Consider the following 26,994-nt stretch of genomic DNA (forward strand, 5'->3'; position numbering starts at 1 on the left):
ACCATTCTCCAAAAAATGCAATTCACCTTTTTTCATCCAACCCGCTTAATGGAATAAACGAGAACATCCATCTCATGAAATGAAGTTGTTTTCTCATAACTAAGCCCTGTTGTTCTAGCAACAAATATTGAAGCTGGGTGGTTCGGATTAATAAGTGAAATTAATTTATTCATTTGTAATGCTTGAAAACCATAGTCTCGAAATGCCGCCGCAGCCTCTTTCGCATACCCTTTCCCCCAATACTTAGGAAGTAACCAATAGCCAATCTCAATTTCCTCTTTTCCATCTACCTTCTGCTTGACAAGTCCTGCATGACCAATTCGTATCCCTGTTTCCTTTTCAATCATTACAAATAAACCGAGACCGTTTTTATAATTTGGAAGTACCCTCTCCTCCAAACTTTTTTTACATTGCATAAATGTTTTTAACGTTCCATTTCCAATATAGCGCATTACCTTCTCATCCCCCCATAAAGAAGCATAAAACGGTAAATCATCCATTGTATATTTGCGAAATTGTAAACGATCTGTATGAAACACTCTTTTATTCACTCCCATCATTTTGAACCTCATTACATAACTATATATTTCAAACTACTTAAATGTTAAATAATTTTTATCAAGACGCCGCTAAAAAGAAAGAAAATTCAGTCTTATAAAAATGTATTATATCAAAAAAAAGCAGTAGACAAAAGAGTGTCTACTGCATCCATATCATAACTAGTATTAAGAAAACTACAATTGAGGGGGTGTAGGATTTTCATATATACTAGATACTTATCCCGTTCTAACGGGCGGTAAACCTTCCAATCTTTTGAGTGGAAAGTTTACCGCACATAAGAACTTTGCGGTCATTAAGAAAGCACTGTTAAGTATTCAAATACACGCTGAGCTTTTTCTCCACCCATTCGTGCATGTTGAAGTAGCGAGATGCCATGCGGGCCAGGTGCAAATAACGCTTCTGGTTGTACTACTAAAATAGCTTGTACAACTTCAAGTTTCCCAAGCATAGCCGCTGCAAAAATATCCATCCGAGCTCCCTTTTCCAGTAAATAAAGCGCAATATCTTTACGTCCTACATGGGCCGCTGCTCCTAAGGCACTTTCCCAATCTGAGCCGCCCCAATTATAAGAGGCATGAAGTAAGCTTGGCGATTCTGCCAATAGTTCCTGTACTTTTTCTAAATCTCCGTGAGCTGCCATAACAAATTCTCTTACTAATTCAATGGTAATACGTTCTTCTGTTTGCATCGCTCTGCTCCTTTTTTAGAAATTCGTTTCGGTGTAAAAAATGGCTTGTCGCTTCCTTGAAAAATATCTACTTCTATGCCAAATACATGTTGAAACATTTGTTGACATAATACTTCTTCTGGTACACCGTCATACTGAATCTTTCCTCGCTTTAATACGAGTAAACGATCACTATATTGAGCCGCTTGGTTAATGTCATGTAAGACCATTATAATTGTCATACCAAACTCCTCGTTTAATCGTTTCACAAGTTCCATTACTTCCAACTGGTGAACGATATCCAAAAAGGTTGTTGGTTCATCTAATAATAAGACATTTGTACGTTGTGCTAGCGTCATCGCAATCCAAGCACGTTGTCTTTCTCCTCCTGATAAGGATTGTAAAAGACGATATTCATACCCTTCAAGATTTGTAACAGACAATGCCCACTCAATAATTTCTTCATCTTCTTTGTTTAAGCGACTACTCCATGATTTATGAGGACCTCTTCCGAACTCTATTAGTTCTTTCACTGTTAAATCTAATTGATGATCATGCATTTGTGGTAACATCGCTAATTGCTTCGCTACATCTGCACTCTTCATCGTATGAATATTTGTCCCATCTAAAATGATATTTCCTTCGCTTTGTTTAAGTAGCCGTGCTATTAAACGCAGCAAAGTAGATTTCCCGGATCCATTCGGACCGATTAAACTAACGATTTCTCCAGCTTTAATATGTACATTCATATTTTGCATTTGAAATCTTTCAGAATGTGCGTAAAACACTTTGTTAACGGAAATCACGTTGTTTTCCTCCTCTATGAATTAAATATAAGAAGAACGGACCACCTAAGAAGGACAATAAAATACCAACAGGCAATTCGATTGGATCGAACCAACTTCGAGCTATCGCATCCGCGAAAACAAGTAATATCCCTCCGCCAAGGCATGATAATGGCAGTAAATATTTATAGTCATTTCCAACTAATAAACGTAACATATGCGGTACAACAAGACCTACAAATCCAATTAGACCAGAAACACTAACCGCAATTCCAGCTAACATTGTACTTACTACTATTAAATAAAACCGACTTCTTTCCACGTTATGCCCTAATAATTTCGCCATTTCATCCCCAAGCATTAATACTCGAATGTGTTTAATACCGAAGAAAGCTAATATAATAGCGAATATTGCATAGTAAATAATCATATTTAAATGTGCCCAGCTCACACCACCAATACCGCCAGCTAACCACGGTAACACGGATTGTACTTTGTCACTATGTAATAACATTAATGCTGACGTTGCTGCACCAATTAATGCATTGATTGACACACCTACTAAGACGATTCTTGAAGGCGGTGCCCCTTTTTGCCATGATAAAGCATAAATGACCATCGCTGTTATGAAAGCTCCTAAAAACGCTCCTAGCGGTAAAAAAGCCATGTGCTGAGGAAATAGAATCATAATTACAATTGCTACAAGACCCGCTCCAGATGAAACCCCGATAATTCCAGGGTCTGCAAGAGGGTTTCTCATAACCCCTTGCAGTAATGCTCCAGATGTAGCTAAACACGTTCCTACTATAAACCCAACGAGCACTCTCGGTATGCGAAGATCCCATACAATCCGATGAACTGTCGAACTTTCATCTTGTATCCCTGTTAGAATGTCTCGTAAAGAAAAAGATAAACTTCCTGCGAAAAGACCGTAAAAAAGACTTAGAAATGTTAATACGACTAAAGTAACTGCTATTATCCATCTTTTCTTTGCAAAAGGATGTTCCTTTTCTCTTACTATTTCACTACTCTCCATACTTATCATTTCCTTACATCTTGTATACTTTTATACATGAATTCCATCGCTTCTGTAACTTTTGTCCCAGGATTTGATCCAAATAAATCTGGTGGCAAAATAACTACACGATTTTGTTTTACTGCATCTAAATTTTTCCATGCTTCATTTTTCATCATTTCGCCTTCAAATGCTTTTTTCACACTATTGGGATCTCCATGTGTAATTAAATAAATCACATCTGGATTTGCTTCAATAATACGTTCTATACTTAGCTGTGCATATTGCGGATATTCTTTCATTTCTGGAAAACCAGCTGCGATATTTTTCCCGCCCGTTTTTTCTAAAATATCCCCTGATAGAGATGTTGGTAATGCTGCTAAATAAGTGCCTGGTGCCCCATACACTAGCAATGCTTTAACGTCACTCTTTTTCTCATATTTCTTCATTTGATCATTAATTTTTTGGTTAAGCTCTTTTGCTTTATCTTCTTTCTTCATTACTGTTCCATACATTTCAATACTCTTTTGAATATCTTTTACAGAGTTGGCTGAAGAAATGATTACTTTTGTTCCTTGCCCTTCAACCGTTGGAATATTTTTTTGGAATCCATTATTAGCAACAAGTACGTCTGGCTTTAAACTAGCAATTTGTTCAAAGTTTGGCTGATGTGCATTTCCAATTACTTGTGTTTTTTGCAAATCTTCTGGAAGGGGAATTTTTGCATCTGGACGCCCGACGATTTTTCCTCCTAAAGCGTGGATAACATTCATGTCACCCATACTTAACGTCGCAAAACTTTCAGGAACTTTATTGAATGTTATCTTTCTGTCTGAGAGATCGGTAATTTCGATTTTGTCTGTTCCTTTATCTGTTTTTGTGGCGGATGCTTTTTCGTTTTCTTTTGCACTGCAACCTATTAATAAGAAAAAAATAGATAAGATCGCTGTGAACAGCGTAATGGATTTTTTCATTCTTTCACCTCTAATTGATAATGATAATCATTAACTACTATTCTACTTTAATTGATATAGATTATCATTGTCAATATAAACCGCATACATTTTCTTCAAAAACGAAAAAACGCTACAAAAAGATTTTTTCTTTTCGTAGCGCTCTATTTAACAATTTTCTTCATATTCGCTCTCCTCTAATTGGTCACGCATCGTTCTAACACACTTAAAGAAGAAAAAAGCAAGAACTAAAAATACAACAATACTCCCCATCATAACAAAAGACTGCACCATATCTTTGACTCCGCTTGGAATTAATAAACCGATCATTAAAAATGTACTTATAGACAAAAGTACTTGTCCGAAACGGGTATAATCTGCTATTTTTCCTTGTAATTCTTTCATCTCTTTATCACTCCCATCCTCACTTTATCACATTCTATTAAGCTTAAAGACAAGTAAATAGAACCAAACTGGGAGATGTTTTCCAAAGTAAAAAAGAGCCACTTAAATGCGGCTCTTTTTTATCTATTATACGCCTTTATACGCTTCCATATAGACTTCTTTTAGCTCTGAAATGAGCGGCAATTTTGGATTAGCTGTTGTACACTGATCTTCAAACGCTCTTTCTGCTAACATTTCCACAACAGCTTCAAATTGTTCTTTAGCAACTCCTTGTTCCGCGATACTCATATTGATATTTAAACTTTTTCCAAGCGCAATAATCGCTTGGACGAGTGATTCCACACCTTCCGCTGTTGAGCTTGCTGGAAGCCCGAGCATCCTCGCAATATGTGCATAGCGTTCATCTGCCACAAAGTGCTCATATTTTGGGAACAATGCGTGTTTCCTTGGCTTAATAGCATTATAGCGAACTACATGCGGCATAAGAATTGCATTTGCGCGTCCGTGTGGAATATGGAATTCTGGTCCAAGTTTATGTGCTAAACTGTGATTAATACCAAGGAAAGCATTAGCAAATGCCATCCCTGCAATCGCAGAAGCGTTATGCATTTTTTCTCGCGCCTCTTCATCATTTCCATCTTTATATGCCCTCGGTAAATATTTAAATACGAGATCAATTGCTTTTAACGCTAAACCATCCGTATAGTCATTTGCCATAACAGACACATATGCCTCAATTGCATGTGTTAATACGTCCATGCCAGTATCTGCTGTTACATGAGGTGGTACTGTCATTACAAATTGTGGATCAACAATCGCTACATCTGGTGTTAATTCATAATCAGCAAGCGGATATTTTATATTATTTTTTTTATCTGTAATAACCGCAAATGGTGTCACTTCTGAACCCGTCCCTGATGTTGTTGGAATGGCAACAAATTGCGCTTTATTTCCTATTTTAGGATACTTACATGTACGTTTTCTTATATCTAAAAACTTCTGTTTAATTCCATAGAATGTTGTTTCTGGGTGCTCATAAAATAGCCACATCCCTTTTGCTGCATCCATAGCTGAACCACCGCCAAGTGCGATAATTACATCTGGCTTAAAGCTTTTCATCATGTCCGCACCTTTAAAAACAGTTTCATCTGATGGATCTGGCTCAACCTCGAAGAAAACTTCAACTTTCACATCATTTGCATGTTTACGTAAATAGTGCGTGACCGTATCTACATATCCATGCTCAACCATCCCTGGATCCGTTACAATAAATGCACGTGAAATGTTAGGCATGTTTGCTAAATATGCTGTAGCATGTTTTTCAAAATAAATTTTTGGCGGTAATTTGAACCACTGCATATTCTTTTTTCTATTTGCCAGCCTTTTTATATTTAGTAAATGAGTAGCTGTTACATTTTGGGAAACTGAGTTTTTTCCGTAGGAACCACATCCAAGCGTAAGGGATGGAATAAATCCGTTATATATATCACCAATTCCCCCTTGTGATGAAGGTGCATTTACAATGAGACGGCAAGCTTTCATACGCAATCCAAATTGTTTTTGTACTTCTTTATTTGTAGAATGGATGACTGCTGAATGACCTAAACCGCCAAGGTCTAGCATTTCTTCACAATATGTAAATCCTTCTTCTAATGAATTTGCTTTTACACAAGCTAATACTGGACTCAGTTTTTCACGAGATAGTGGATACGCCGATCCGATCCCTTTAATTTCAGCTACAAGCATTTTTGTATCTTCAGGCACAGTAATCCCTACTAATTCGGCAATATACTGTGCTGATTTCCCAACAATATCACTATTTACTGCACATGTATTTTCATTAATAACAAGCTTTTCTAATTTTTCTCTCTCTTCTTCTGTTACAAAATAACAATTATTTGCAATCATTTCTGTTTTAACATCATTATAGATTTCCTTATCTACAATGATAGCTTGTTCTGACGCACAAATCATACCGTTATCAAATGTTTTCGATAAAATCAAATCATTAACAGCTCGTTTTACATGTGCCGATTTCTCTATATAACATGGTACATTACCTGGACCTACACCTAACGCTGGTTTGCCAGTAGAATACGCTGATTTCACCATACCAGCTCCTCCAGTTGCTAGAACGAGCGCAACACCTTCATGATTCATTAATTGTTTCGTTGCTTCGACAGAAGGTCTGTCAACCCATTGAATGCAGTGCTTTGGTGCACCAGCCTTCAATGCAGCATCGTATACTGTTTTCGCTGCTGCAATAGAACATTTTTGTGCAGAAGGATGGAATGCGAAAATAATTGGATTTCTCGTTTTTATCGCGATTAATGCTTTAAACATCGTTGTCGACGTTGGGTTGGTTACCGGCGTTACTCCAGCTACTACACCAACCGGTTCCGCAATTTCTATTATTTCTTCATGAGGATCTTCATGAATAATTCCTACCGTCTTGTCTTTCTTTATACTATGCCAAATGTATTCAGTGGCAAAAATATTTTTAATGCATTTATCTTCATATACACCACGACCCGTTTCTTCAACAGCCAATTTCGCAAGCGGCATATGTTGATCAACACCTGCTAGTGCCATTTTATGAACAATGTTGTCAATTTGCTCTTGTGTAAAACCTTCTAATGCTTGTAAAGCTTTTTGACCGTTATCTACTAACGAATCAATCATCTCTTTTACTTCCTGCATTTCATTTACAACTTTCTCTTTGACTACCATGTAAATTTCCTCCTATTCTACTATTCCGGTCCTTATATGTCCCTATAGGTCAAAATAAGTCCCAATTATCGCAAAAAAAATAGAGTTGCCTGCCTACATGAATTTCATTGTTTGTGAAACATTTCACAAGTTTGTTCGTGAGTAACATTTCATGAATTCAATATACATGAAATTATTTCATTTGTGTATGTCTATTTTGTGAAACATTTCACAAAATGATGTAATAAAAATGCACTGCTCTATATTAGCAGTGCATTTTTTATCCTTTTCGGCAAGAAGACTCCATCTGATTTGTGTTACGGGTGAAACCCAACAATTCAGGTGGAGATGAATTGCCGTCAGAAGGTAGACCAAACACCTTTGTTTCGTTCATAACAATTTTTTAAAGGGAGCATTTGTTCTTTTTTGTCTTACGATATAATCTGTCGTAGATAAGGAGGGAATAGATTGTACGACAACGAAATTGGATAATAATAATCATTCGGTTACTTGAACCAAAAGGAATTACGATGAAGACCATGTTCACATTTTGTTCCGTTCAGTTCCAAATATTGATTTATCAAAAGCGATTAACAGTTACAAAAGTGTTAGTTCTTGTCTCGTGAAACGAGATTTCCTAAGATAAAACATTATCTTAGGAAAGAAATAATTTTAATAAACTCTCTGAGAAAGGTGGTGAAAACAATGGCTAAAAAGAAAGCAGTGAAAGTATTACGAAAACAAAAGAAAAGAGAAACCATACAACGATTCACTCAAAAACAGAATATAGGACGAGCTTGCCTTACTGCAAAAGAATTTCGTTTACTGCAACGCATGTCGCATAGTTCAAAAGCATTGCGCAATGTTGGATTGTACACGATTAAACAAAGTTACTTGAACAATAACAAGATGGCTACTGTAAAAGAAGTGGACACTGCCATGCAAACCGATATGAACTACTGGGGCATGCAATCAAACTCTGTTCAAGCGATTCGTAGAGCCTTATTTACAGAAGTGAGGAGCTTTTTTAAAGCATGGGAACAGTGGAAGAAAAACCCTGAAACATTCACAGGTCGTCCTAAGTTTCCAAATTATTCTCGTTCAACTGACAAACGAATCATTGAAATCTACCAAGTTCCAAAAGTGGATGATAACGGGTATTGGATGATTCCGATGAATGTTGCATTCAGAAAAAAATTCGGTTCCATAAAAATACGTATGCCTAAAAATTTAATAAATAAACAAATCTCCTACATTGAGATTGTACCGAAGCAAAAAGGTCGGTTCTTTGAGGTGCATTATACATATGAGATGCACGTTTCTCATATGAAGAAACAATCCACGACTACTAGTAACGCTTTGAGTTGCGATTTAGGTGTAGACAGATTAGTAAGTTGCGTGACAAATACAGGTGATACATTCTTAATTGATGGAAAAAAACTAAAATCCATTAACCAATACTTCAACAAAACGATACGTAATTTGCAACAGAAAAATATTGAAAATGGACTTTCAAAACGCGTTGTAACGAATAAAATGGCTGCACTTTGGCATAAACGAGAAAGACAAATAAATGGTTACATTTCACAAACTGTAGGCTTGTTGTTTAAAAAAGTGAAAGCATGCAACATAGATACGGTTGTCGTAGGGTATAACGCTGGTTGGAAACAAAAATCTGATATGGGAAAAAAGAATAATCAAACATTTGTTCAAATCCCATTTCATAAACTGATTGCAGCAATTGAGAATAAATGTGTAAAAGAAGGCATCCGTTTTTTAAAACAAGAAGAAAGCTATACTTCAAAAGCTAGTTTTCTTGATAAAGATCCGATTCCAGTTTGGTCTAAGGATGATAGGACTCATTATCGCTTTAGTGGCAAACGAATCACTCGTGGTCTGTATCAAAGTAAAGCAGGAACATGTATCCATGCTGATATTAATGGTGCATTGAATACATTGGAAAAATCAAGAGTTGTAGAATTGCATGAAAATCTTAAAGTGAAAACGCCGATTCTATTAGAAGTGCAAAAACGTAAGGCTGTTGCTTCGCGCATAGCTTAGTGGGTGCGTCAACCATCCATGTGTACTCGACTTGTCGGGGCTTGTAGCACACGCCGGATTCATCTGAGTGGTGGCTTCTTCCACAAGGAAGAATTGCTCTTTTTCGAAAGGGTGGTGCAAGTGGGAAAACAATCGTTCGTTGCCAGTACCAACCAAAAACTTACTTGGGGTGTTACCGTAAGGTGGCATGAATACTAGAGCGTCAAACTGTCTAGCGATAGACGAAAAGACCTAGAGTTCTAACTCAAAGCCCCCACTGAAACGCTTCATCTCAGCGGGGGTAGTTGACTATGCTAGCGCTTGTGCTAAATCTTCAATTAAATCTTCACCATCTTCAATACCGACTGAAATACGAATTAATGTATCTGTAATTCCTAACTCTTTGCGGCGATCTGCTGGGATTGATGCATGTGTCATTTGAGATGGGATAGAAATTAAACTTTCTACTGCTCCTAAGCTTTCAGCAAGTGTAAAGTATTGTAATTTCTCAAGTACTTTATTTAATGTTTCTTCACTATCTACATCAAATGAAATAATAGCCCCAAATCCATTTGCTTGTTCTGTTGCTAATTCATGATTTTGATGTGATGCAAGACCTGGGTAATATACTTTATTTACTTTTGGATGGTTATTTAAAAACTCAGCAATGGCGCGTGAATTCGTTTCATGTTCTTCCATACGAATTCCTAATGTTTTTAAACCGCGAAGTAGTAAGAAGCTATCTTGTGGGCCAAGAATACCTCCTGTTGAGTTTTGTACAAAGTGAAGGTCTTCTGCTAATTGCGGGCTATTTACAACTACTAGGCCTGCAACTACGTCACTATGTCCTCCTAAATATTTCGTTGCACTATGAAGTACAATGTCTGCTCCTAAAGAGATTGGCGACTGCCAATATGGCGTCATGAATGTGTTATCAATAATTGTTAATACATCTTTCTCTTTAGCAAGAGTAGATATTTTCTTAATATCAGTAATTTTTAGTAATGGGTTCGTTGGTGTTTCCACATAAATCGCTTTCGTATTTGGACGAATCGCTTCTACAACTTCCTCTAGGTTTGTTGTATCTACAAATGTATGCTCAATGCCGAAACGGTTTAGTACTTTTGTAATAACGCGGTACGTCCCGCCATAAACATCATCTGTTAAAATGACATGATCTCCTTTTGAGAATAGCATAATAGTTGCTGTAATAGCTGCCATCCCTGAACCAAATGCAAATCCTGCATGACCATTTTCTAACACTGCAATCATTTCTTCTAAAGCTGAACGAGTTGGATTACCAGTTCTAGAATATTCATATCCTTGGTGCTTACCAACTGCTTCTTGTTTGTACGTACTCGTTTGATAGATCGGTACGTTTACAGATCCAGTTGAAGGTTCTCCTATGCGAATACCATGAATTAACTTTGTCTTTGCTCTCATTTTTTATTCCCATCCTTTGTATATGTCTTTACTTAAATAGCGCTCACTACTATCAGGAAAAATCGTTACAATATTTGTACCTGGTGCTGCTTTCTCTGCCTCAAGTAAGCTTGCATGAAATGCTGCTCCTGAAGAGCTCCCAACGAGAAGGCCTTCCTTTTTCGCTAATTCTTTCACTCGTAAAAATGCATTTCGATCAGAAATTGTATGAATTTCATCAAAATAAGATGTTTTTAAAAATGGTGGAATGAATTCAAGACCAATACCTTCTGTTTCATGTGAACCAGCTTTGCCGCCATTTAAAATAGATCCTTCTGGTTCTACAATAACCGTTTTAATATCAATATTTTTTTCTTTTAAATAAGACGCAGTTCCCATAAACGTACCGCCAGTTCCTGCACCCGCAACAAATATGTTAATCTCTCCATTCAGTGCGTCCCAAAGTTCAGGACCTAGTGTTTTGAAATAAGCACGAGGGTTTGCTTCATTAGCAAACTGACTTGGAGAGTATGAATTTGGTATTTCCTTTACTAATTCTTTTGCCTTTGCAATTGCGCCGGTCATTCCTTGCTCAGTCGGTGTATGCACAACCTTTGCACCTAGCGCTTTCATTAATTCTTGTTTTTCAATACTAAATTTCTCTGGTACACAAACAATGACGCGTAAATCATGTTCTAACGCTGCAAGTGCCAGTCCAATGCCGGTATTTCCAGCCGTCGGTTCAATGATTGTTCCGCCCTCTGCAACAAGCCCTTTTTCTAACGCATCTTCGATTAATTCTCTTCCTAAACGATCCTTAACGCTTCCGCCTGGGTTGTAAAATTCAAGCTTTGCAAATAAACGGACTCCTTTCGGAAGTGAAAAACGAGTAATTTCTACGATTGGTGTATGGCCAATCAACTCATGAACTCCACGATATACATTCATCGTGTTCTCCCCCTTATTTGCCAATAAAGAAAAGGCAACTGTATGTATTTTCTTTATATGAGACAGTTGCCTTTTTGTTACATTACTTTAACTCTTCTAGTACCTTTACGATAAAGTTTGTAGAATGAAGAGCTGCTTGATCTAAAAATTGATCAAATGAAACATTTGATTCTTTACCAGCAATATCAGAAAGTGCACGAATAATAACAAATGGAACTTCATATTGGTGGCATACTTGCGCAACAGCTGCTGCTTCCATTTCTACTGCATAAAGATCTTCAAATTTATCACGAATTGCTGCAACACGGTTCGGATCACTCATAAATGAATCACCTGTTGCAATCATACCTTTTACAACTTGAATATTTTCTTCTGCCTGCATACATTTCTCAGCTAATGCAACTAATGCCTCATCAGCTTTAAATCCAGGTGGCATTCCTGGCACTTGACCATATTCGTAGTTAAATGCTGTTACATCTACGTCATGGTGACGAACTTCTGTTGAAATAACTACATCACCAACATTTAGAGAGTGATGGAATCCACCAGCTGAACCAGTATTAATTACTTTTTCAGGCTTATATTTTTCTAATAAAATTGTCGTTGACATCGCTGCATTTACTTTACCAATACCAGACTTTAGCAAGATTACTTCATGTCCTGCCAATAGCCCTTTCGTAAATTCAGAACCTGCAACAGTTTCTGTTTCTGCTTGTTCTAGTTTGTCACGTAAAATACGTACTTCTTCTTCCATTGCTCCAATTACAGCAATTCTCAATCTAATCCCTCTTTCTATTGCTTAGTTGCCTCCATTACCCAAACGAAATGATTTAATCTCGTAAACGTTACGTGGAAGCCATTGTTTTCAAAAATAGATTGCATGATCGGAATACGTGTATAGTATTCTGTTTGCAAATCGTTTGCTAACTGATGAAAACCTCTTTGTTTTGCTACTTCGACAGTTTTATCATATGCATCTTGATCTGCAAATATCGTATCAGCAAACACTATTTTACCACCTTTGTTTAGCAATTGACTATACTTCGCAATTGCTACGTCTTTTTCTTCATCTGTTAAATGATGAAATGCGTAAGTGCTCACAATAGTATCGATTGAATTTTGGACTTCAAATGAAAGAAAATCACCCTCCGTAATTGAAAACTCTTTTGGTAATTTCTCTTTTGCAATTGTACGCATTTCGCGTGACGGTTCTATACCGTAAACTGTGCGACCAGCAAGTAATAATTTATTTGTTAAATTGCCAGTACCAACACCGAATTCTAATACGTTGCCAAATGACTTGTTAACTACATCCTCTAAAATGTCCTCATAATGGGCGAAAACTTCTTTATATTGTATATCTTCGCCTTGTACAAATGAGTCGTACGTATGAGCCCATTCATCAAATAAACCATTAAATTCTGTTCCCATAAAAATTCCCCTTTTTCTTATCGGTTTTATCAGTATGATATTCTCTCTTTCTAAAAATGTCAATTGAAATGTACGTAGTATTTCCTTCTTTTCTTTGTTACACTATAGGTGATTACATAGGAGAGGGGTCGTCTTCGTGTCATTTACCTTTGAAATGTTAGAAGATAAAGTAGAGTTTTTTGAAGCGGCGGACTTAGCTTCTTTAGAAAAAAAAATTAGTGAGCAAATTGATAATAATAAAGCACTTATGCTCGAAGTACATCACATCTCGCATCAAATGGTTATGGATCCTGAAAGCAAAAGACCTTATTATAGTGCTGTTGTTCATTTTAAATTAAAGAAATTACGCTAACTAAAAAAGAGAGGCTCATAAGAGCCTCTCTTTTTTAGTTTAGAGTTTGAACAAGTACTGGTTTCCAGCCCTCATTTTCTACCCAATCAATATTTACATAATATTTTTTACCTGATTGCTTATCTTGGACATTACCGTACGCTTTATTCTTACCGTTATTTCCGATTCTATGAATAACTAATTGCTCTACTGGAACGTCAATTGCAGTGGAAATCGCTTGATTCATTTCATTCCAATCTGCTGAACCTTTTTTAAACGTCATCGCAGGTGTTGCACCTTGTTCTGTACCTACTGGCTTCCAAGAGGATTTCGTATACGCATCTGTTGCCTTTGGCTGTGTTTTTTCAGCTGGTTCTTTCTCGGTAGCTTTCGCTTCCTCTTCAGCTTTTTTCTTTTCTTCTTCAGCCTGTAGCTTCTCTTCTTCCTTCTTCTTAGCCTCTGCTTTCTCTTGCTCGTTCTTCTTCGTCTCTTCTTTACCTTTAGCTTTCTCAGCTTTATTCTCTTTTGTTGTTTGCTGAGTTACTTTTTTATCACTAGAAGACGCTTGCTCTTTTCTTTCAGGAACAAACAATTGATATGATACAATAGCTACTAATATTAATACAATTGCAATTGCAATATTTAAAACACCGTTTTGACGACGTTTTTGTTGTTTCTGTTGGAATCTAGATCCTCCTGCCATTCTTCAAACCTCCATGCAGTTTTTCATACTTGCTATTGTAACATTAAATCTAGAAAGGTTGAACATTTACAATAATATTTTCACGAAATGAAAACATTTCATAAATAATTGCAAGATTACTTTTCAACTTCTAATTGATGAATTGCTTCTACCATTTCTGCAAAAGCTGGTGTAACTACATTTACGTTATCTGTTTCTATATCAACTACAACTAAAGCATATCTTGGGTTTTCATATGGAAAATAACCTGCAAACCAGCGATTTACCTTCTCTCCTTTTCCTGTTTGTGCCGTCCCAGATTTTCCCGCGACAGTTAGTGGCAACGAACGGAATGCGGTTCCCGTTCCTTTTTCCATTGTTACAACGCCTCTTAACAACTGTTGTAATTTTTTCATCGTTTCATAAGAAAGCTGTTTCCCATTTAATTTATGATTTTCAAATGTAAAAAAGTCGGTTCCATTTTTATACACTATTTTTTTCACAGCTTTCACTTCCATCTTCTCTCCACCTCTAGCGATTGTCGCCATCATATTCGCTATAGCTAGAGGTGACACACGTACATCTTTTTGTCCGACCATCGTTTGAGCAATCGCTTTTCTACTATATTTATTTTCTTCGTTCCCCCAAATAATAGCACTCTTTTCTTCTGGCAATTGCTCAAATTCCGATGTATGAAATACCGAACCTTTCCACCCTACCTTCTTACTTGCTCCTAAGGCCTCTAAATACGTTTCTAATACTCCCCTATCCTTTTGCATTAGTTCATCACCTAATACGGCAAACGTTCGATTACAGCTTCTAGCAAAGCTTCCCTTAAAGTTTAATGACCCCATCATAACTTGTGGAAGATTTTCACCGTATAAATCCGTATTACAGTTAAATGTACGATTAAACCGCACCAAATTCTCATCAATTACTGCTGCTGCAACTACTGTTTTAAAAACAGACCCCGGAAAATGAGGAGTTAACATTTGATTTTCAAGTGTAGCTTTATATATCCTCTTATCATTCATCTGTAAAGAAGGCTTACTTACCATTGCTAAAACTTCACTATTCTTTATGTCTAGTAATACTAACCCACCTTTTTTTATTCCATTTTCATCTATAATCCTCTCTGCTCGTCGTTGCAACGTTTTATTTATTGTTGTTTGAATAGTAACTGGATAAAATGGATTTCCTGGTGAAGTGTATTTCGCCTGTTTCCCGAAAATCGGTTCTCCTTGTCGATCCACTTGATATAGTACTTTCGCTTCTCCATCAGTCAGTAAAAATTCATCAAATGATTGTTGCAATCCCGAAATACCAATTGGCGTTTGTTTCGAAGTTTTTTTCATTTCTCCATAACGCTTTTGAAATTCCTGTTCATTCTCTCCCACATCACCAATTAAATGATTTGCCTCTCCCGTTTGCTTCAGTCGAACTTCTGCTGCTACAATACCTAAAATATCTAATTGATTTACCTTCTCCATCTGCTCGAGCGTTAATTGAAATGGGATATTCCCCCTTCGTAATATAAATGCTTGATTCTTATTTTTCATTTGCAGTCTTATTTCTTGTCTCGACACACCAATGATATGCGCAATTTTCTCTAACATGTCATTTTTTATTTGTAAAAATGGAAAAACAATTAAGACTGGATATTTCTCTTCACCAATTTCCTTACCATTTCGATCTGTAAAATGCCCTCTTCCACTATCTACTGTAAGTGATTGTGTTCGTTGCGTAACACTTTTTTCAATCAAATTGATATTTCGATCAGTAAAGGATTCCGTATCAATAATCTGTATTTGGATTAAACGACAAAGTAATAAAAAAATCACACCCATAAAACAAATTAAAACAATTATAATTCTCCGTTTCATTTTCATAAAAAACACCTCGTCTATTGTAGTTTAGACGAGGTGTTTCACCTTTTATACAAATAAAAAATCACTCGTTTTCACACGAGTGATTTTTACGTTATTTTACAGAGATAATCTCTACTTGCATTTCTCCACCTGGTGTTTGGATTGCTACCTTCTCACCAATTTGCTTACCTAATAAGCTTTTTGCGATTGGAGAATCGTTAGAAATTCTTCCTTCAAATGGATCAGCTTCTGCGCTACCTACGATTGTGTACGATTCTTCGTCTCCACCTGGTAACTCTTTAAATGTTACTGTTTTACCTAATGTTACAACTGTAGACTCTTCACCATTGTCTTCAATGATAACCGCATTACGGATCATATTTTCAAGTTGTGTAATGCGTCCTTCTACGAATGCTTGCTCATCTTTCGCTGCATCATACTCAGAGTTCTCAGAAAGATCTCCGAAGCTACGTGCGATCTTAATACGCTCTACAACTTCTTTACGTCTTACTGTTTTTAATTGTTCAACTTCGTTCTCTAGTTTTTGCTTACCCTCTTGCGTCATAGGGTATGTTTTTTCTGTTGCCATGTTTTCCACTCCTTTTATATACCAATCCCCCGAAAAAAAGAGGAGTTCCATATGAAAACTCCTCCGCTTATATATAGCGGAGGTTTCTAGCACACATGGCACTAGTGGAGTTGTCACATACAACCCCTTATTCTCCAATTCTTCCTTATATAAAGAAGGTATGTATGGAAAGTTGATATAAATATGCCCTCACCTATTGGTAGGTGAGGTTTCATGTTTCATTGTATTCGATAAGAAGGGAAAAAATCCCTTCCTATCGTATATCTTTTACTATGCTATTACAAATTTACTTTTTGTTCAAGAATTGTTGCAATTTTTGTAACCATAATATCAATTGCAACATGATTTTGTCCACCTTCAGGGATAATAATATCCGCGAATTTCTTAGAAGGCTCAATAAATTGATTATGCATTGGACGTACAACGTTTACGTATTGGTCAATAACTGAATCCATTGTACGACCGCGCTCTTCAATATCGCGCTGCATGCGGCGTAAAATACGAAGGTCTGCATCTGTATCAACGAACACCTTAATATCCATTAACTCACAAAGACGTGGGTCTTCTAAAATAAGAATTCCTTCTAAAATAATTACATCTTTCGGCTCAACTGGAATAATTTTTTCTGAACGCGTATGCAATGTATAGTCATATATAGGCTTTTCCACTTGCTCATATGCAAGCAACTGCTGCAAATGGTCAATTAACAAATCATTATCAAACGCTAACGGATGATCGTAATTTGTTTTTAAACGTTCTTCCATTGGTAAATGGCTTTGATCTTTGTAATAATAATCTTGCTCCAAGATTAAAATGGAATGACCTTTAAAATGGTCAAAAATCGCTTTCGTTACACTTGTTTTTCCTGATCCTGAACCACCAGCGATTCCAATTACAACAGGCTTATTCGTCCCCATTCGACTACCACTCTTTCTTATTGAAGTATGTTTTTGCGCATCATATTATTCACATACACTGGTTGATCCACTTTGAATTTCACGATTTGCAACGGATGTCTCGCTGCATCTAATTCGTTTCCATCCTCATCCCAAATTTTCTCCACCGTCTGCGTAAAGTTTTCTATTTCTGGCCCAAAGAACTCCACTTCATGTCCTGGTTTGAAGTGATTACGTTGCTCAAGCGTTACGATGCCCGTTTCTTCATTATAATCTAACACTAAACCAGCAAAATCATACGTTGTTTTCTTACTATGATTTCCAAACATTTGCTCTTGATGTCCTGGAACCCCTTCAAAGAATGCAGGAGCTGTATCACGATTTGCACATTTATCAAGTTCATCTAACCATTCTTGTTTAAACTCAAAGTTATCCGGATCCGCACAATACGCATCAATTACTTTACGATATACAGTTGCTACAGTCGCTACGTAATGGATAGATTTCATACGTCCTTCAACTTTTAAGCTATCAATTCCAATTTCAATCATTTTCGGAATGGATAAGATTAAATTTAAATCTTTTGGGCTCATCGCAAAGTGAGCATCTTCTTCTTGGAATAGAGGAAGCTCTTTTGCATCTTTATGTTGTGATACCGTTTGAACTAAATCATAATCCCAGCGGCAAGATTGACAACAACCACCACGGTTAGAGTCACGCGCTGTCATATGGTTACTTAATGTACATCTCCCTGAATATGCGATACACATTGCACCATGGACGAATGCTTCAATTTCAATATCAACTTTTTCTTTAATTTCTTTCATTTCTTCATAGCTTGCTTCACGAGCTAATACAAGACGATGTAAACCTTCTTCTTTCCAATACTGTGCTGCTTTCCAGTTGGATAGTGATTGTTGTGTACTTAAATGCACCTCAACAGAAGGCGCTACACGTTTACATGTCTCAATAATAAGCGGATCGGCAACGATAATTCCCGTTACGCCAGCTTTTTCAATCCCTTTTAAATATTCCTCTAGCCCATCCATATTTTCATTATGTGCAAAAATATTTGTTGTTACGTATATTTTTGCTCCATATTTCTTTGCAAATTCAACGCCTTCTGCCATGTCTTCCAGCGTAAAGTTACCTGCATTAGAACGAAGACCAAATTCTTGTCCACCTAAATATACAGCATCTGCCCCATAATGGATAGCTACTTTTAATTTTTCTAAGTTACCCGCAGGGATTAACAGTTCAGGTTTTTTCACAATAACGCGTTTGCCATCGATCACCCGTGAAATTTCTTGTACAGTCATTTCCTACACCCTCCTCGTTTAGTAAACCGTTTCTTTAAAGAAGAATCCTGTATCTAACGGACGATTTACCGGTTGTATTTCTTCTATCTCTTTCAATAAATCATCTTTCACGTCATAATACGCATCACGATCTTCTACACATAAATCAATCGCTTTACGATATTTCTTCGTTACCTCAATAATGTATTCAGAACTTTTTAGGACACCATCAATTTTTAAGCTATCGGCTTCAGCATCGATTAGTTCCTCTAACTCATCGATGAAACAAATATCATTTGGACTCATAATGTGAGTACCGTTTTCATCTTCATAAATTGGATATTTGTTATTACGTTCTGGGTCGTATAAGAACATATTCTCTTCATACTTTTTCTTTTCGATGTCGAGATTACGCCCTTGATACTCAAAGTAGTTTCCTACTAGTGAACGCTTCGATTGGAACATGCAAGTCATACCGTGAATTTGTACTTCAAGTTCCACTTCAGCATTTTCTTTTAATTCAGCAATTTCATCTAAGCTAAGCTCACGAGCTAATACAGCGCGTTTCGCGCCTCTTTGCCCCCAATAGTTACAAGTAAACCAGTTTGTCGCTGTCGTTTCTGTATTCCAGTGAAGTTGCATGTTTGGTGCAACTTCACGAACAGCCATTAATACCGCTGGATCTCCGAAAACAATCGCATCTACATTTACCTCATTTAAAAAGGCAACGTAGTCCGTTAATTCTTCCACTTTATCATTATGGAACATCGCATTCATTGCAACGTATACTTTCACACCATTTTCATGTGCAATGTTTACAGCTTGTTTCACATCTTCACGTGAAAACTCTCCTGCCAAACGTAAACCAAACTTTTGTTCACCAACCATTACTGCATCTGCCCCTGCTTTCACAAGAGGTTCAATATCCGCCACCGCTCTAGGCGTTACTAACAATTCAGGTTTCTTCATACTTTTGTCACCCTCTCTTTTTACTTACAGCCACTCCATCGCCAATTGGGAAAATCGTTGTATCATATCCTTCATGGTTCATAAGCCATTCATTGTACGTCTTAATACGACGAATCAAACCACGCGTACGTCTATTTTCAATTTTCTCTTTTGTCGTCACAAGACCATGGTACATAACGTTATCTGAAATAATAACGCCACCAGGATTTAATAACGGTTCGTATAAGTCAAAAAAGCGACGGTACTGCCCTTTCGCTGCATCAATAAAAATAACATCAAATGTTCCATGTTCTTTCACTTGTTCGCCCGTTTCTAAAGCATCACCGTAAATAACAGAAATACGTTCTGTTACCGAGGAACATTCTATATATTCAAGTGCCTTTTCATATCGTTCACGATTGCGCTCTACTGTCACAATGCGAGAGTTCGGAATAGCTTGCATCATACGAATACTAGAATAACCGATTGCTGTTCCAAGTTCTAAAATACTTTCCGGTCCAATTAAACGTAAAAATTGCAGCATAAACTCCATTCCAAGTCGATCCATAATCGGCACATGGTTTTCAGTTGCATACTCTTCCATTTCAAGAATTAATTTATCTTTTGGATCAATAAATGATAATAGGTACTCGTTAACTGCATCCTCCATAATTGGTCCTCCTTATTTACATGGAGAAGTGCCTCTATGACGCGTCAACCTTTGTCTTTTCACACATAGAATGCAATAAAAATACAAGCCAGTTTCACCCTTAGCTTGTACGTCCCGTTTTGATATTAAAAACGATTCTTCTGCCAGTTTTTAACCCGATATATTTTACCACAAAAAAGAGGGATGTGCGACCTTTTTCGCTACCCCTCCCGATTTCATTGTTTTTTCGTAATGTATTTTTGCTTTAATGCATTATGTTCTTCTAATGTTTTCGCATAATACACTTCACCACTTGGTGCAGCTAAGAAATAATAATAATCTGTTTGCGCAGGATCTAACGCTGCTTCCACTGAATGTTTACCAGAGTTTGCAATCGGTCCAACTGGCAACCCTTTCACAACATACGTATTGTACTGTGAGTTTACTTTCAAGTCTTCGTATAATACGCGTTGTTTATGCTTTCCAAGCGCGTATAGTACCGTCGGATCCGTTTGAAGCGGCATACCTTTCGCTAAACGATTATAGAAAACACTAGAGATTTTCTGGCGATCTGTAAAGCCAGTGGCCTCTTCTTCAATAAGTGAAGACAACGTGAGCAGTTGATGCACATCCCAGTTCTTCGCTTTCATTTTTGCCTCATTTTGAACAATGATTGCATTCGTTTTCTCAAGCATCGGAATTACGATTTCTTCTAATGTCGTATCTTTCTTATAGAACGAATACGTCGCAGGATATAAATAACCTTCTAATGGATATTTAATATTACTATCAAAAATTTTATCCGTTAATAGCTTCGGATACTTTTGCTGCATTTTTTGAATAAATGCTTTATCGTTTAATTGACGCACAACATCATCTTTATTCCACTTTAATTCTGTCGCAATCACTTCAGCAATTTCAGTTACTTGCGCTCCTTCTTTAATCGTCACTTTATAAAGAGCCGGACGATGTACGTTGCCAGATGACATTTGTTCAATGACATCGTTAGCATTCATCGAAGGATTTAATAAATATGTACCTGCTTGTAAGCTTTTCGACTTAACTTTCGTATAAAAACTAAAAACTGTACCGCTGTTCACAGCACCTTTTTCTTCTAAAATCTCACCGATTTTACTTGTAGATGACCCCTTTGGAATCTCTACTTCAATCTCTTTTTTATTTCCACTATCAACTGGTCCTAATGCAGATGAAATATACGCATAGACTGATCCACAAACTAAAAGCAGTGCGATAATCGAAAATAAAAAAATGCGTCTACGCTTCTTCTTCACTTGATTCTCTACCAAAATTCTTCCTCCTTATTTAATTGTAGACCATATACACTTCCTCTATACAATGCCCTACAAACATAAAGCAAAACCAATCATTTCTAAATAATTGGTGACAGCTACTCATTTAAAGCCTCATTTCATACAACCCGTCTTATTATACTATAAACAATTAAGTAGTTTCGACAAAAAATCTGTCATTTTGCATTTGAATACAAAAAAGGCGAACTGTGTACACAGTCCGCCTTTTTATACATTACTACTCTTCGTCTTGCTCATCAGCAAGAGTGTTAAACATTTCTTGTACCATTTCCCACTCTTCTTCAGATTCAATTGAAAGTAATGTTCCGCCCTCTTCTTCACTTTGCTCGTATGCCATTGCATCGAAGATTTGGTCTCCATCTTCGTCTACTTCACCGATTGGCGAGAAGACTACGTAAGATTTTTTGCCGAATTTTTCAGCATCAAAAGTGAAAATAATTTCACATAAATGTTCGTTTCCTTTTTCGTCTACAATTGTAATTTGATTTTCTTCCATTTTGGTCACCTCTTATTTACTATCTAGAAATCCTTGTAAGATTACGACTGCAGCCATCTTATCGATTACTTGCTTTCGCTTCTTACGGCTCACATCAGCTGAAATGAGCAGACGTTCCGCTGCCATCGTCGACAAACGCTCGTCCCACATTACAACTTCTAATTGTAACAGATTTCGCAGGTTTTCTGCAAATTGTTGGCACGCTTCACCACGCGGGCCAATTGTACCATTCATATTTTTAGGTAAACCTACTACTATTTTGTCCACATTGTACTGTTTTACCAACTCAGAAATACGGTCAAAACCAAAGTTGCCTCGTTCTTCGTTAATCCTGATTGTTTCCAGTCCTTGTGCTGTCCAGCCCATTTCATCGCTCATTGCAACACCGACTGTTTTAGTACCAACATCTAAACCTAATATCCGCATAAACTACTCCTCACGATGATGTTTCAAGTAAGACTTCACAAGTTCTTCAATTAACTCATCACGTTCAAGCTTGCGAATAATGCTTCGTGCATCTTTATGGCGAGGTATGTATGCTGGATCTCCACTTAATAAATAACCGACGATTTGGTTAATCGGATTATAACCTTTTTCTTGAAGTGCATTATACACAGTTAAAAGTACATCATTCACATGGACACTCTGCTTTTCATCTTGAATGCTAAACTTCATTGTTTTATCAAAACCGTCCATTTCAAGCACCTCACTTGTAAGTAGTAAGTATAGGGAGAAGAACTTCTCCTCTCCCTACCATTGTACACTACTATCTCTTTATTTTGAAACAGATTTAACGTACTCTTGTACAAATGCTAAAGCTTCCTCAACTTGCGCTGGGTTTTTACCACCTGCTTGAGCCATGTCAGGACGGCCACCACCACCGCCTCCACAACGAGAAGCTACTTCTTTCACAAGTTTACCTGCATGGTAACCTTGACTAATTAAATCTTTCGTTACGCCAGCTAAAATATTTACTTTATCGTCATTTACAGACACTAATACAACAACTGCAGACTCTAATTTATTTTTAAGATCATCCATCATTGTACGTAAATTGTTCATATCTGCAACATTTACTTTCGCCGCTAATACGTTCACACCATCAACTGTCATTACTGAATCAGTTAAGTTTCCAGCTTCGATATTGCTTAATTTCGCAGCAAGAGATTCGTTTTCTTTTTGAAGTTGTTTTACTTCAGCAAATAAACCATCAACTCTTGTTAAAATATCTTTCGGATTTGTTTTCATTTTTCCTGCCGCTTCTTTTAATAAACCTACTTGATCGTTCATTAATTCGTATGCAGATTTACCAGTTACCGCCTCAATACGACGTGTTCCTGCACCGATACCAGATTCAGCAACGATTTTGAAAATACCGATAGAAGCTGTGTTATCAACGTGACAACCACCGCAAAGCTCTAAGCTGTAATCGCCTACTTGTACAACGCGTACAACATCACCGTATTTTTCACCGAATAATGCCATTGCGCCCATTTCTTTCGCTTCTTCGATTGCTTTTTGAGAAATCGCAACATCAATACTTTGCCAAATTTTTTCGTTTACGATACGCTCAATTTTTTCTAATTCGTCAGCTTGCACTTGACCGAAGTGAGAGAAGTCAAAACGTAAACGTTCAGATGTTACAAGAGAACCCGCTTGGTTAACATGCGTTCCAAGTACATCTTTTAATGCTTGGTGCAGTAAGTGAGTTGCTGTATGGTTTTTCACAACGCTACTACGGTTTTTCGTATCGATAAGAGCTTTTACAGCCGCTTCTTTCGTTAATGTACCTTCTTCAACAACAACTTTGTGTAAGTTTTGACCATTTGGTGCTTTTTGTACGTCTTTTACAAGAACTTTCACGCCGTTAGCAAGAAGATAACCACGGTCTGCAATTTGCCCACCGCTCTCAGCGTAGAATGGCGTTACATCAAGCATTAATTGTCCTTCTTCACCTGCTTGTAGGCTATCTGTGTACTCGCCATTTTTTACAAGTGCAACAACGTTACTTTCTGTTGCAACTGTACCGTAACCAACGAATTCGCTCGCTACTTTAACTTCACCAAGTACACCGCCTTGAACTTGCATAGAATCAACGTCTTGACGAGCAGCACGTGCACGCTCACGTTGTTTCTCCATTTCATTCTCAAAGCCTGCTTGATCAACTGTCATACCAGCTTCTTCTGCATATTCTTCTGTTAATTCAATCGGGAAACCGTACGTGTCGTATAGACGGAAAGCATCTACGCCAGAAATAACAGTTATTTTTTCTTCTTTCGCTTTTGCAATTACTTCAGCTAAAATTGATTCACCATCATGAAGTGTTTCATGGAAACGCTCTTCTTCATTCTTCACAACTTTTGCGATGAAATCTTTCTTTTCAAGTACTTCTGGATAGAAGTCTTTCATTACTTCTCCAACAACCGGTACTAATTCAAACATGAATGGACGGTTGATATTTAATTTTTTCGAGTAACGAACAGCGCGGCGTAATAAACGACGTAATACATAACCACGGCCTTCGTTAGAAGGAAGTGCTCCATCACCAACCGCAAATGTTACTGTACGAATATGGTCAGCAATTACTTTAAATGCCATATCTTTTTCTAAGTCACCATTACGATACTTCTCGCCAGAAATTGATTCTGTCGCCCCAATCATCGGCATGAATAGGTCTGTATCAAAATTCGTAGGTACATCTTGAACGATAGATGTCATACGCTCTAGACCCATCCCTGTATCGATGTTTTTCTTAGGAAGCGGCGTATATGAACCGTCTGGATTATGGTTAAATTGAGAGAATACAAGGTTCCATACTTCTAAGTAACGCTCGTTTTCTCCGCCCGGATATAATTCTGGGTCACTAAAGTCATTACCGTAAGCTTCACCGCGGTCATAGAAAATCTCTGTATTCGGTCCACTTGGTCCTTCACCGATATCCCAGAAGTTTTCTTCTAAACGGATGATGCGTTCTTTTGGAACACCCATTTTCTCATTCCAAATTGTGAATGCTTCTTCATCTTCCGGATGAATTGTAACAGATAGTAATTCTTTATCGAATCCGATCCACTTGTCGCTCGTTAGAAATTCCCAAGCCCAAGTAATTGCTTCTTCTTTGAAGTAATCACCGATTGAGAAGTTCCCTAACATTTCAAAGAATGTATGGTGACGAGCTGTTTTCCCAACGTTTTCAATATCGTTTGTACGAATTGATTTTTGTGCATTTGTAATACGTGGGTTTTGCGGGATTACACGTCCGTCAAAATATTTCTTTAATGTCGCTACACCACTATTAATCCATAGAAGAGATGGATCCTCGTGCGGAACTAGTGATGCACTTGGTTCTACTGCATGTCCTTTTTCTTGGAAAAAGTCTAAAAACATTTGACGAATTTGTGCGCCTGTTAGTTGTTTCATTGTATTTTCCTCCTTAAATATAAAAAACTCCCGCCCCTAATAAAAGGGACGAGAGTTAACTCGCGATACCACCCTAATTATGAATTGATTATTATAACAATCAATTCATCACCTCATGGTGCCGTAACGTGGCAAGACGGCAGTGATTAGCTGCTCTCAGGATTAGCTTTCTGTTACCCTTCATTTAAAGCTTCTTTCAGCCATTGGAAGCTTCTCTCTATAAATGGACTGTAACATACTTGTTCCGTCATTGATTTAATGTATTATATGACTAAATATAATAGAATTCTCTTAAGTTTGTCAATGTAGATAATAATAATTATATTGTACTACACACATTTTCGTTAGCTACATAAGCATCTACTTTTCATTTTAAATATCTTCTCTTTTCCAAAGAGGCCTCACATGAACGACCACTGTCCGAATGACCGCTAAAATAGGAACCGATATTAGTAATCCTACAATCCCCGCAACTTCTCCCCCTACTAGTAACGCAAACATAATAATCACAGGATGCATACGAAGCGACTTACCAACGATGTAAGGCGATAAAATGTTACTTTCCAAAAATTGCAAAATAGCAATCGTAATCCCCGCCTTAATGAGTAAACTCGTTGATACCGTTGCCGCAATCATCAACGTCGGAATCGCCCCTAAAATAGGACCAAAGTACGGGATTATATCCGTTACCCCAATAATAATACCGAGTAATAACGGATATTTCATACCGATAAACCAAAAAGAAAGAACAGATACTCCCCCTAATACTAAGCAAACAAATAACTGTCCTCGAATATAACTTCCGAGTGACTTATCAATTTCTTTCGCAAGCATTTGACCCGTACTACGCCACTTACTCGGAACTAGTTTCCAAAAAATATGATAAAACTCACCGTAATCTTTTAATATGTAAAATACAATGAACGGAATTAAGAAAATAATGAGCAATGAATCCAGTACACCACGTGCTGTGCTCATAACTTTATTTAAAAGCGTTTGTATCTTCATTTCTACACCAACGAAAATTTGCTTTACCTTTTCATGAATAAATGATGGGAAATTCGCTGTTTGTTCTGTAACTCCATCCATCCAAGAATCGTACATTTTTGTAAACTGCGGAAATTGTTCATTAATTTCTTGTAACTGTTTAATAACAACTGGCGTTCCTTTATAAATCCCATAGCCAATTCCGCCAAAGAAAAGAATATAAATGAGCAAAATAGCAAGTGTGCGTGGCATTCCTTCCTTATGGATTTTTTCAATTAAAGGGTGTAATAAATAAGCAATAAAACAAGCAATAAGAAACGGTGTGATCGCCACTTTAAATACAAAAATAATCGGTGCCCATAGTGGCTTAATTTTTAAAAAGACGAGCAAACAAAGAAAAACGAGTAACAATAATCCTAAACGATATATCCAAATGATTTTAAGATTCTTCACACGAAAAACCTCCTCCACCTTTATTTTGAAAATAAATAGGTTAGGTTATGTGCAAAAGTTTTAAAATCTTTTTATACAGACCATACTGTTTTTTAAAGACGTACATATATTTA

Annotated in this window: 26 protein-coding genes, 1 pseudogene and 1 other annotated feature; of the genes and pseudogenes, 3 read left to right on the plus strand and 24 right to left on the minus strand. The window is 37.0% G+C overall.

Annotation, left to right across the window (positions count from 1 at the left end; translation table 11 throughout):
• Positions 1-32 precede the first annotated feature (32 nt).
• From MHB76_RS20645 to adhE, 7 genes are all read right to left on the minus strand, one after another.
• Complete coding sequence (locus MHB76_RS20645) at positions 33-560, minus strand: GNAT family N-acetyltransferase (protein ID WP_078172784.1); 528 nt, start codon at positions 558-560, stop codon at positions 33-35.
• 293 nt (positions 561-853) lie between these two features.
• Positions 854-1,249 (minus strand): ankyrin repeat domain-containing protein, encoded by a 396-nt coding sequence (locus MHB76_RS20650; RefSeq protein WP_078172783.1) that lies wholly within the window; start codon positions 1,247-1,249, stop codon positions 854-856.
• Positions 1,216-2,034 (minus strand): ABC transporter ATP-binding protein, encoded by an 819-nt coding sequence (locus MHB76_RS20655; RefSeq protein WP_016106200.1) that lies wholly within the window; start codon positions 2,032-2,034, stop codon positions 1,216-1,218. The genes MHB76_RS20650 and MHB76_RS20655 overlap by 34 nt, the downstream gene beginning before the upstream one ends.
• The gene (locus MHB76_RS20660) at positions 2,021-3,049 is read right to left on the minus strand and encodes a FecCD family ABC transporter permease (protein WP_002111954.1); all 1,029 of its coding nucleotides are present in this window, start codon (positions 3,047-3,049) and stop codon (positions 2,021-2,023) included. The genes MHB76_RS20655 and MHB76_RS20660 overlap by 14 nt, the downstream gene beginning before the upstream one ends.
• 5 nt (positions 3,050-3,054) lie before the next feature.
• Positions 3,055-4,002 carry an ABC transporter substrate-binding protein gene (locus MHB76_RS20665; protein WP_340987534.1) on the minus strand — a complete coding sequence of 316 codons (948 nt, stop codon included), beginning with the start codon at positions 4,000-4,002 and terminating at the stop codon, positions 3,055-3,057.
• Between the two features lie 147 nt (positions 4,003-4,149).
• Positions 4,150-4,386, minus strand: a complete 237-nt coding sequence (locus MHB76_RS20670; protein WP_002111956.1) for a YrhC family protein — start codon at positions 4,384-4,386, stop codon at positions 4,150-4,152.
• A 126-nt stretch (positions 4,387-4,512) separates the two neighbouring features.
• Positions 4,513-7,116, minus strand: coding sequence for a bifunctional acetaldehyde-CoA/alcohol dehydrogenase (adhE, locus tag MHB76_RS20675; protein WP_078172782.1), 2,604 nt, complete (start codon positions 7,114-7,116; stop codon positions 4,513-4,515).
• 502 nt (positions 7,117-7,618) lie between these two features.
• Here adhE and MHB76_RS20680 point away from each other — a divergent pair.
• Both MHB76_RS20680 and MHB76_RS20685 read left to right on the plus strand, forming a co-directional pair.
• Positions 7,619-7,761 (plus strand): annotated as a pseudogene (locus MHB76_RS20680) (transposase); the annotation flags it as partial.
• Between the two features lie 39 nt (positions 7,762-7,800).
• Positions 7,801-9,156, plus strand: coding sequence for a transposase (locus MHB76_RS20685; protein WP_340987539.1), 1,356 nt, complete (start codon positions 7,801-7,803; stop codon positions 9,154-9,156).
• 288 nt (positions 9,157-9,444) lie between these two features.
• Here the strand turns inward: MHB76_RS20685 and MHB76_RS20690 are convergent, their stop codons facing one another.
• The 4 genes from MHB76_RS20690 to MHB76_RS20705 all read right to left on the minus strand — a co-directional run bounded on the left by MHB76_RS20690 (position 9,445) and on the right by MHB76_RS20705 (position 12,936).
• Positions 9,445-10,578, minus strand: a complete 1,134-nt coding sequence (locus MHB76_RS20690; protein WP_016106204.1) for a bifunctional cystathionine gamma-lyase/homocysteine desulfhydrase — start codon at positions 10,576-10,578, stop codon at positions 9,445-9,447.
• Between the two features lie 3 nt (positions 10,579-10,581).
• Positions 10,582-11,505: an O-acetylserine dependent cystathionine beta-synthase gene (locus MHB76_RS20695; protein ID WP_002111959.1), complete on the minus strand. Its 924-nt coding sequence runs from the start codon at positions 11,503-11,505 to the stop codon at positions 10,582-10,584.
• A gap of 82 nt (positions 11,506-11,587) precedes the next feature.
• Positions 11,588-12,283, minus strand: a complete 696-nt coding sequence (mtnN, locus tag MHB76_RS20700; RefSeq protein ID WP_016106205.1) for a 5'-methylthioadenosine/S-adenosylhomocysteine nucleosidase — start codon at positions 12,281-12,283, stop codon at positions 11,588-11,590.
• Between the two features lie 14 nt (positions 12,284-12,297).
• Positions 12,298-12,936, minus strand: coding sequence for a class I SAM-dependent methyltransferase (locus MHB76_RS20705; protein ID WP_016106206.1), 639 nt, complete (start codon positions 12,934-12,936; stop codon positions 12,298-12,300).
• A 136-nt stretch (positions 12,937-13,072) separates the two neighbouring features.
• On the opposite strand from MHB76_RS20705, the gene MHB76_RS20710 reads away from it, so the two are divergent.
• Positions 13,073-13,288 carry a YrzA family protein gene (locus MHB76_RS20710; RefSeq protein WP_016106207.1) on the plus strand — a complete coding sequence of 72 codons (216 nt, stop codon included), beginning with the start codon at positions 13,073-13,075 and terminating at the stop codon, positions 13,286-13,288.
• Between the two features lie 34 nt (positions 13,289-13,322).
• Here the strand turns inward: MHB76_RS20710 and MHB76_RS20715 are convergent, their stop codons facing one another.
• The 13 genes from MHB76_RS20715 to MHB76_RS20775 form a co-directional block, all read right to left on the minus strand.
• A complete protein-coding gene (locus MHB76_RS20715; RefSeq protein ID WP_016106208.1) occupies positions 13,323-13,970 on the minus strand; it encodes a YrrS family protein in 648 nt (215 codons plus the stop codon).
• A 116-nt stretch (positions 13,971-14,086) separates the two neighbouring features.
• Entirely contained in the window at positions 14,087-15,838 is a 1,752-nt protein-coding gene (locus MHB76_RS20720; protein WP_078172781.1) for a peptidoglycan D,D-transpeptidase FtsI family protein, read from the minus strand.
• 91 nt (positions 15,839-15,929) lie between these two features.
• Positions 15,930-16,406, minus strand: a complete 477-nt coding sequence (gene greA, locus MHB76_RS20725) for a transcription elongation factor GreA (RefSeq protein ID WP_070170580.1) — start codon at positions 16,404-16,406, stop codon at positions 15,930-15,932.
• A gap of 278 nt (positions 16,407-16,684) precedes the next feature.
• The gene (gene udk, locus MHB76_RS20730) at positions 16,685-17,323 is read right to left on the minus strand and encodes a uridine kinase (RefSeq protein ID WP_002015274.1); all 639 of its coding nucleotides are present in this window, start codon (positions 17,321-17,323) and stop codon (positions 16,685-16,687) included.
• Positions 17,324-17,340: 17 nt separating this feature from the next.
• Positions 17,341-18,621 (minus strand): peptidase U32 family protein, encoded by a 1,281-nt coding sequence (locus MHB76_RS20735; protein WP_002111968.1) that lies wholly within the window; start codon positions 18,619-18,621, stop codon positions 17,341-17,343.
• 18 nt (positions 18,622-18,639) lie between these two features.
• Positions 18,640-19,569: a peptidase U32 family protein gene (locus tag MHB76_RS20740; RefSeq protein WP_078172780.1), complete on the minus strand. Its 930-nt coding sequence runs from the start codon at positions 19,567-19,569 to the stop codon at positions 18,640-18,642.
• Positions 19,570-19,576: 7 nt separating this feature from the next.
• A complete protein-coding gene (locus MHB76_RS20745) occupies positions 19,577-20,218 on the minus strand; it encodes an O-methyltransferase (protein ID WP_002111971.1) in 642 nt (213 codons plus the stop codon).
• A 215-nt stretch (positions 20,219-20,433) separates the two neighbouring features.
• Positions 20,434-21,504 carry an endolytic transglycosylase MltG gene (gene mltG, locus MHB76_RS20750; protein ID WP_078172779.1) on the minus strand — a complete coding sequence of 357 codons (1,071 nt, stop codon included), beginning with the start codon at positions 21,502-21,504 and terminating at the stop codon, positions 20,434-20,436.
• Between the two features lie 241 nt (positions 21,505-21,745).
• Positions 21,746-22,024, minus strand: coding sequence for a DUF1292 domain-containing protein (locus tag MHB76_RS20755; protein ID WP_002111975.1), 279 nt, complete (start codon positions 22,022-22,024; stop codon positions 21,746-21,748).
• 12 nt (positions 22,025-22,036) lie between these two features.
• Positions 22,037-22,450: a Holliday junction resolvase RuvX gene (gene ruvX / locus MHB76_RS20760; protein ID WP_002160397.1), complete on the minus strand. Its 414-nt coding sequence runs from the start codon at positions 22,448-22,450 to the stop codon at positions 22,037-22,039.
• A 3-nt stretch (positions 22,451-22,453) separates the two neighbouring features.
• A complete protein-coding gene (locus tag MHB76_RS20765) occupies positions 22,454-22,720 on the minus strand; it encodes an IreB family regulatory phosphoprotein (protein ID WP_002111976.1) in 267 nt (88 codons plus the stop codon).
• Between the two features lie 78 nt (positions 22,721-22,798).
• Positions 22,799-25,441, minus strand: coding sequence for an alanine--tRNA ligase (alaS, locus tag MHB76_RS20770; protein WP_078172778.1), 2,643 nt, complete (start codon positions 25,439-25,441; stop codon positions 22,799-22,801).
• Between the two features lie 41 nt (positions 25,442-25,482).
• Positions 25,483-25,701, minus strand: a binding site (T-box leader).
• Positions 25,702-25,813: 112 nt separating this feature from the next.
• Entirely contained in the window at positions 25,814-26,881 is a 1,068-nt protein-coding gene (locus MHB76_RS20775) for an AI-2E family transporter (RefSeq protein WP_002138436.1), read from the minus strand.
• Positions 26,882-26,994 lie beyond the last annotated feature (113 nt).

Origin of the sequence: Bacillus sp. FSL M7-1345 (assembly GCF_038006985.1) — a bacterium.
GTDB classification, from domain to species: Bacteria; Bacillota; Bacilli; order Bacillales; family Bacillaceae_G; genus Bacillus_A; species Bacillus_A cereus_U.

Bases quoted from the DNA above. Each gene is read 5' to 3' on its own strand.
- MHB76_RS20645 (WP_078172784.1), bottom strand. From the start codon at position 560: ATGATGGGAGTGAATAAAAGAGTGTTTCATACAGATCGTTTACAATTT.
- MHB76_RS20650 (WP_078172783.1), bottom strand. From the start codon at position 1,249: ATGCAAACAGAAGAACGTATTACCATTGAATTAGTAAGAGAATTTGTT.
- MHB76_RS20660 (WP_002111954.1), bottom strand. From the start codon at position 3,049: ATGGAGAGTAGTGAAATAGTAAGAGAAAAGGAACATCCTTTTGCAAAG.
- MHB76_RS20665 (WP_340987534.1), bottom strand. From the start codon at position 4,002: ATGAAAAAATCCATTACGCTGTTCACAGCGATCTTATCTATTTTTTTC.
- MHB76_RS20670 (WP_002111956.1), bottom strand. From the start codon at position 4,386: ATGAAAGAATTACAAGGAAAAATAGCAGATTATACCCGTTTCGGACAA.
- adhE (WP_078172782.1), bottom strand. From the start codon at position 7,116: ATGGTAGTCAAAGAGAAAGTTGTAAATGAAATGCAGGAAGTAAAAGAG.
- MHB76_RS20685 (WP_340987539.1), top strand. From the start codon at position 7,801: ATGGCTAAAAAGAAAGCAGTGAAAGTATTACGAAAACAAAAGAAAAGA.
- MHB76_RS20690 (WP_016106204.1), bottom strand. From the start codon at position 10,578: ATGAGAGCAAAGACAAAGTTAATTCATGGTATTCGCATAGGAGAACCT.
- MHB76_RS20695 (WP_002111959.1), bottom strand. From the start codon at position 11,505: ATGAATGTATATCGTGGAGTTCATGAGTTGATTGGCCATACACCAATC.
- MHB76_RS20705 (WP_016106206.1), bottom strand. From the start codon at position 12,936: ATGGGAACAGAATTTAATGGTTTATTTGATGAATGGGCTCATACGTAC.
- MHB76_RS20715 (WP_016106208.1), bottom strand. From the start codon at position 13,970: ATGGCAGGAGGATCTAGATTCCAACAGAAACAACAAAAACGTCGTCAA.
- MHB76_RS20720 (WP_078172781.1), bottom strand. From the start codon at position 15,838: ATGAAAATGAAACGGAGAATTATAATTGTTTTAATTTGTTTTATGGGT.
- greA (WP_070170580.1), bottom strand. From the start codon at position 16,406: ATGGCAACAGAAAAAACATACCCTATGACGCAAGAGGGTAAGCAAAAA.
- udk (WP_002015274.1), bottom strand. From the start codon at position 17,323: ATGGGGACGAATAAGCCTGTTGTAATTGGAATCGCTGGTGGTTCAGGA.
- MHB76_RS20735 (WP_002111968.1), bottom strand. From the start codon at position 18,621: ATGACTGTACAAGAAATTTCACGGGTGATCGATGGCAAACGCGTTATT.
- MHB76_RS20740 (WP_078172780.1), bottom strand. From the start codon at position 19,569: ATGAAGAAACCTGAATTGTTAGTAACGCCTAGAGCGGTGGCGGATATT.
- MHB76_RS20745 (WP_002111971.1), bottom strand. From the start codon at position 20,218: ATGGAGGATGCAGTTAACGAGTACCTATTATCATTTATTGATCCAAAA.
- MHB76_RS20755 (WP_002111975.1), bottom strand. From the start codon at position 22,024: ATGGAAGAAAATCAAATTACAATTGTAGACGAAAAAGGAAACGAACAT.
- ruvX (WP_002160397.1), bottom strand. From the start codon at position 22,450: ATGCGGATATTAGGTTTAGATGTTGGTACTAAAACAGTCGGTGTTGCA.
- MHB76_RS20765 (WP_002111976.1), bottom strand. From the start codon at position 22,720: ATGGACGGTTTTGATAAAACAATGAAGTTTAGCATTCAAGATGAAAAG.
- alaS (WP_078172778.1), bottom strand. From the start codon at position 25,441: ATGAAACAACTAACAGGCGCACAAATTCGTCAAATGTTTTTAGACTTT.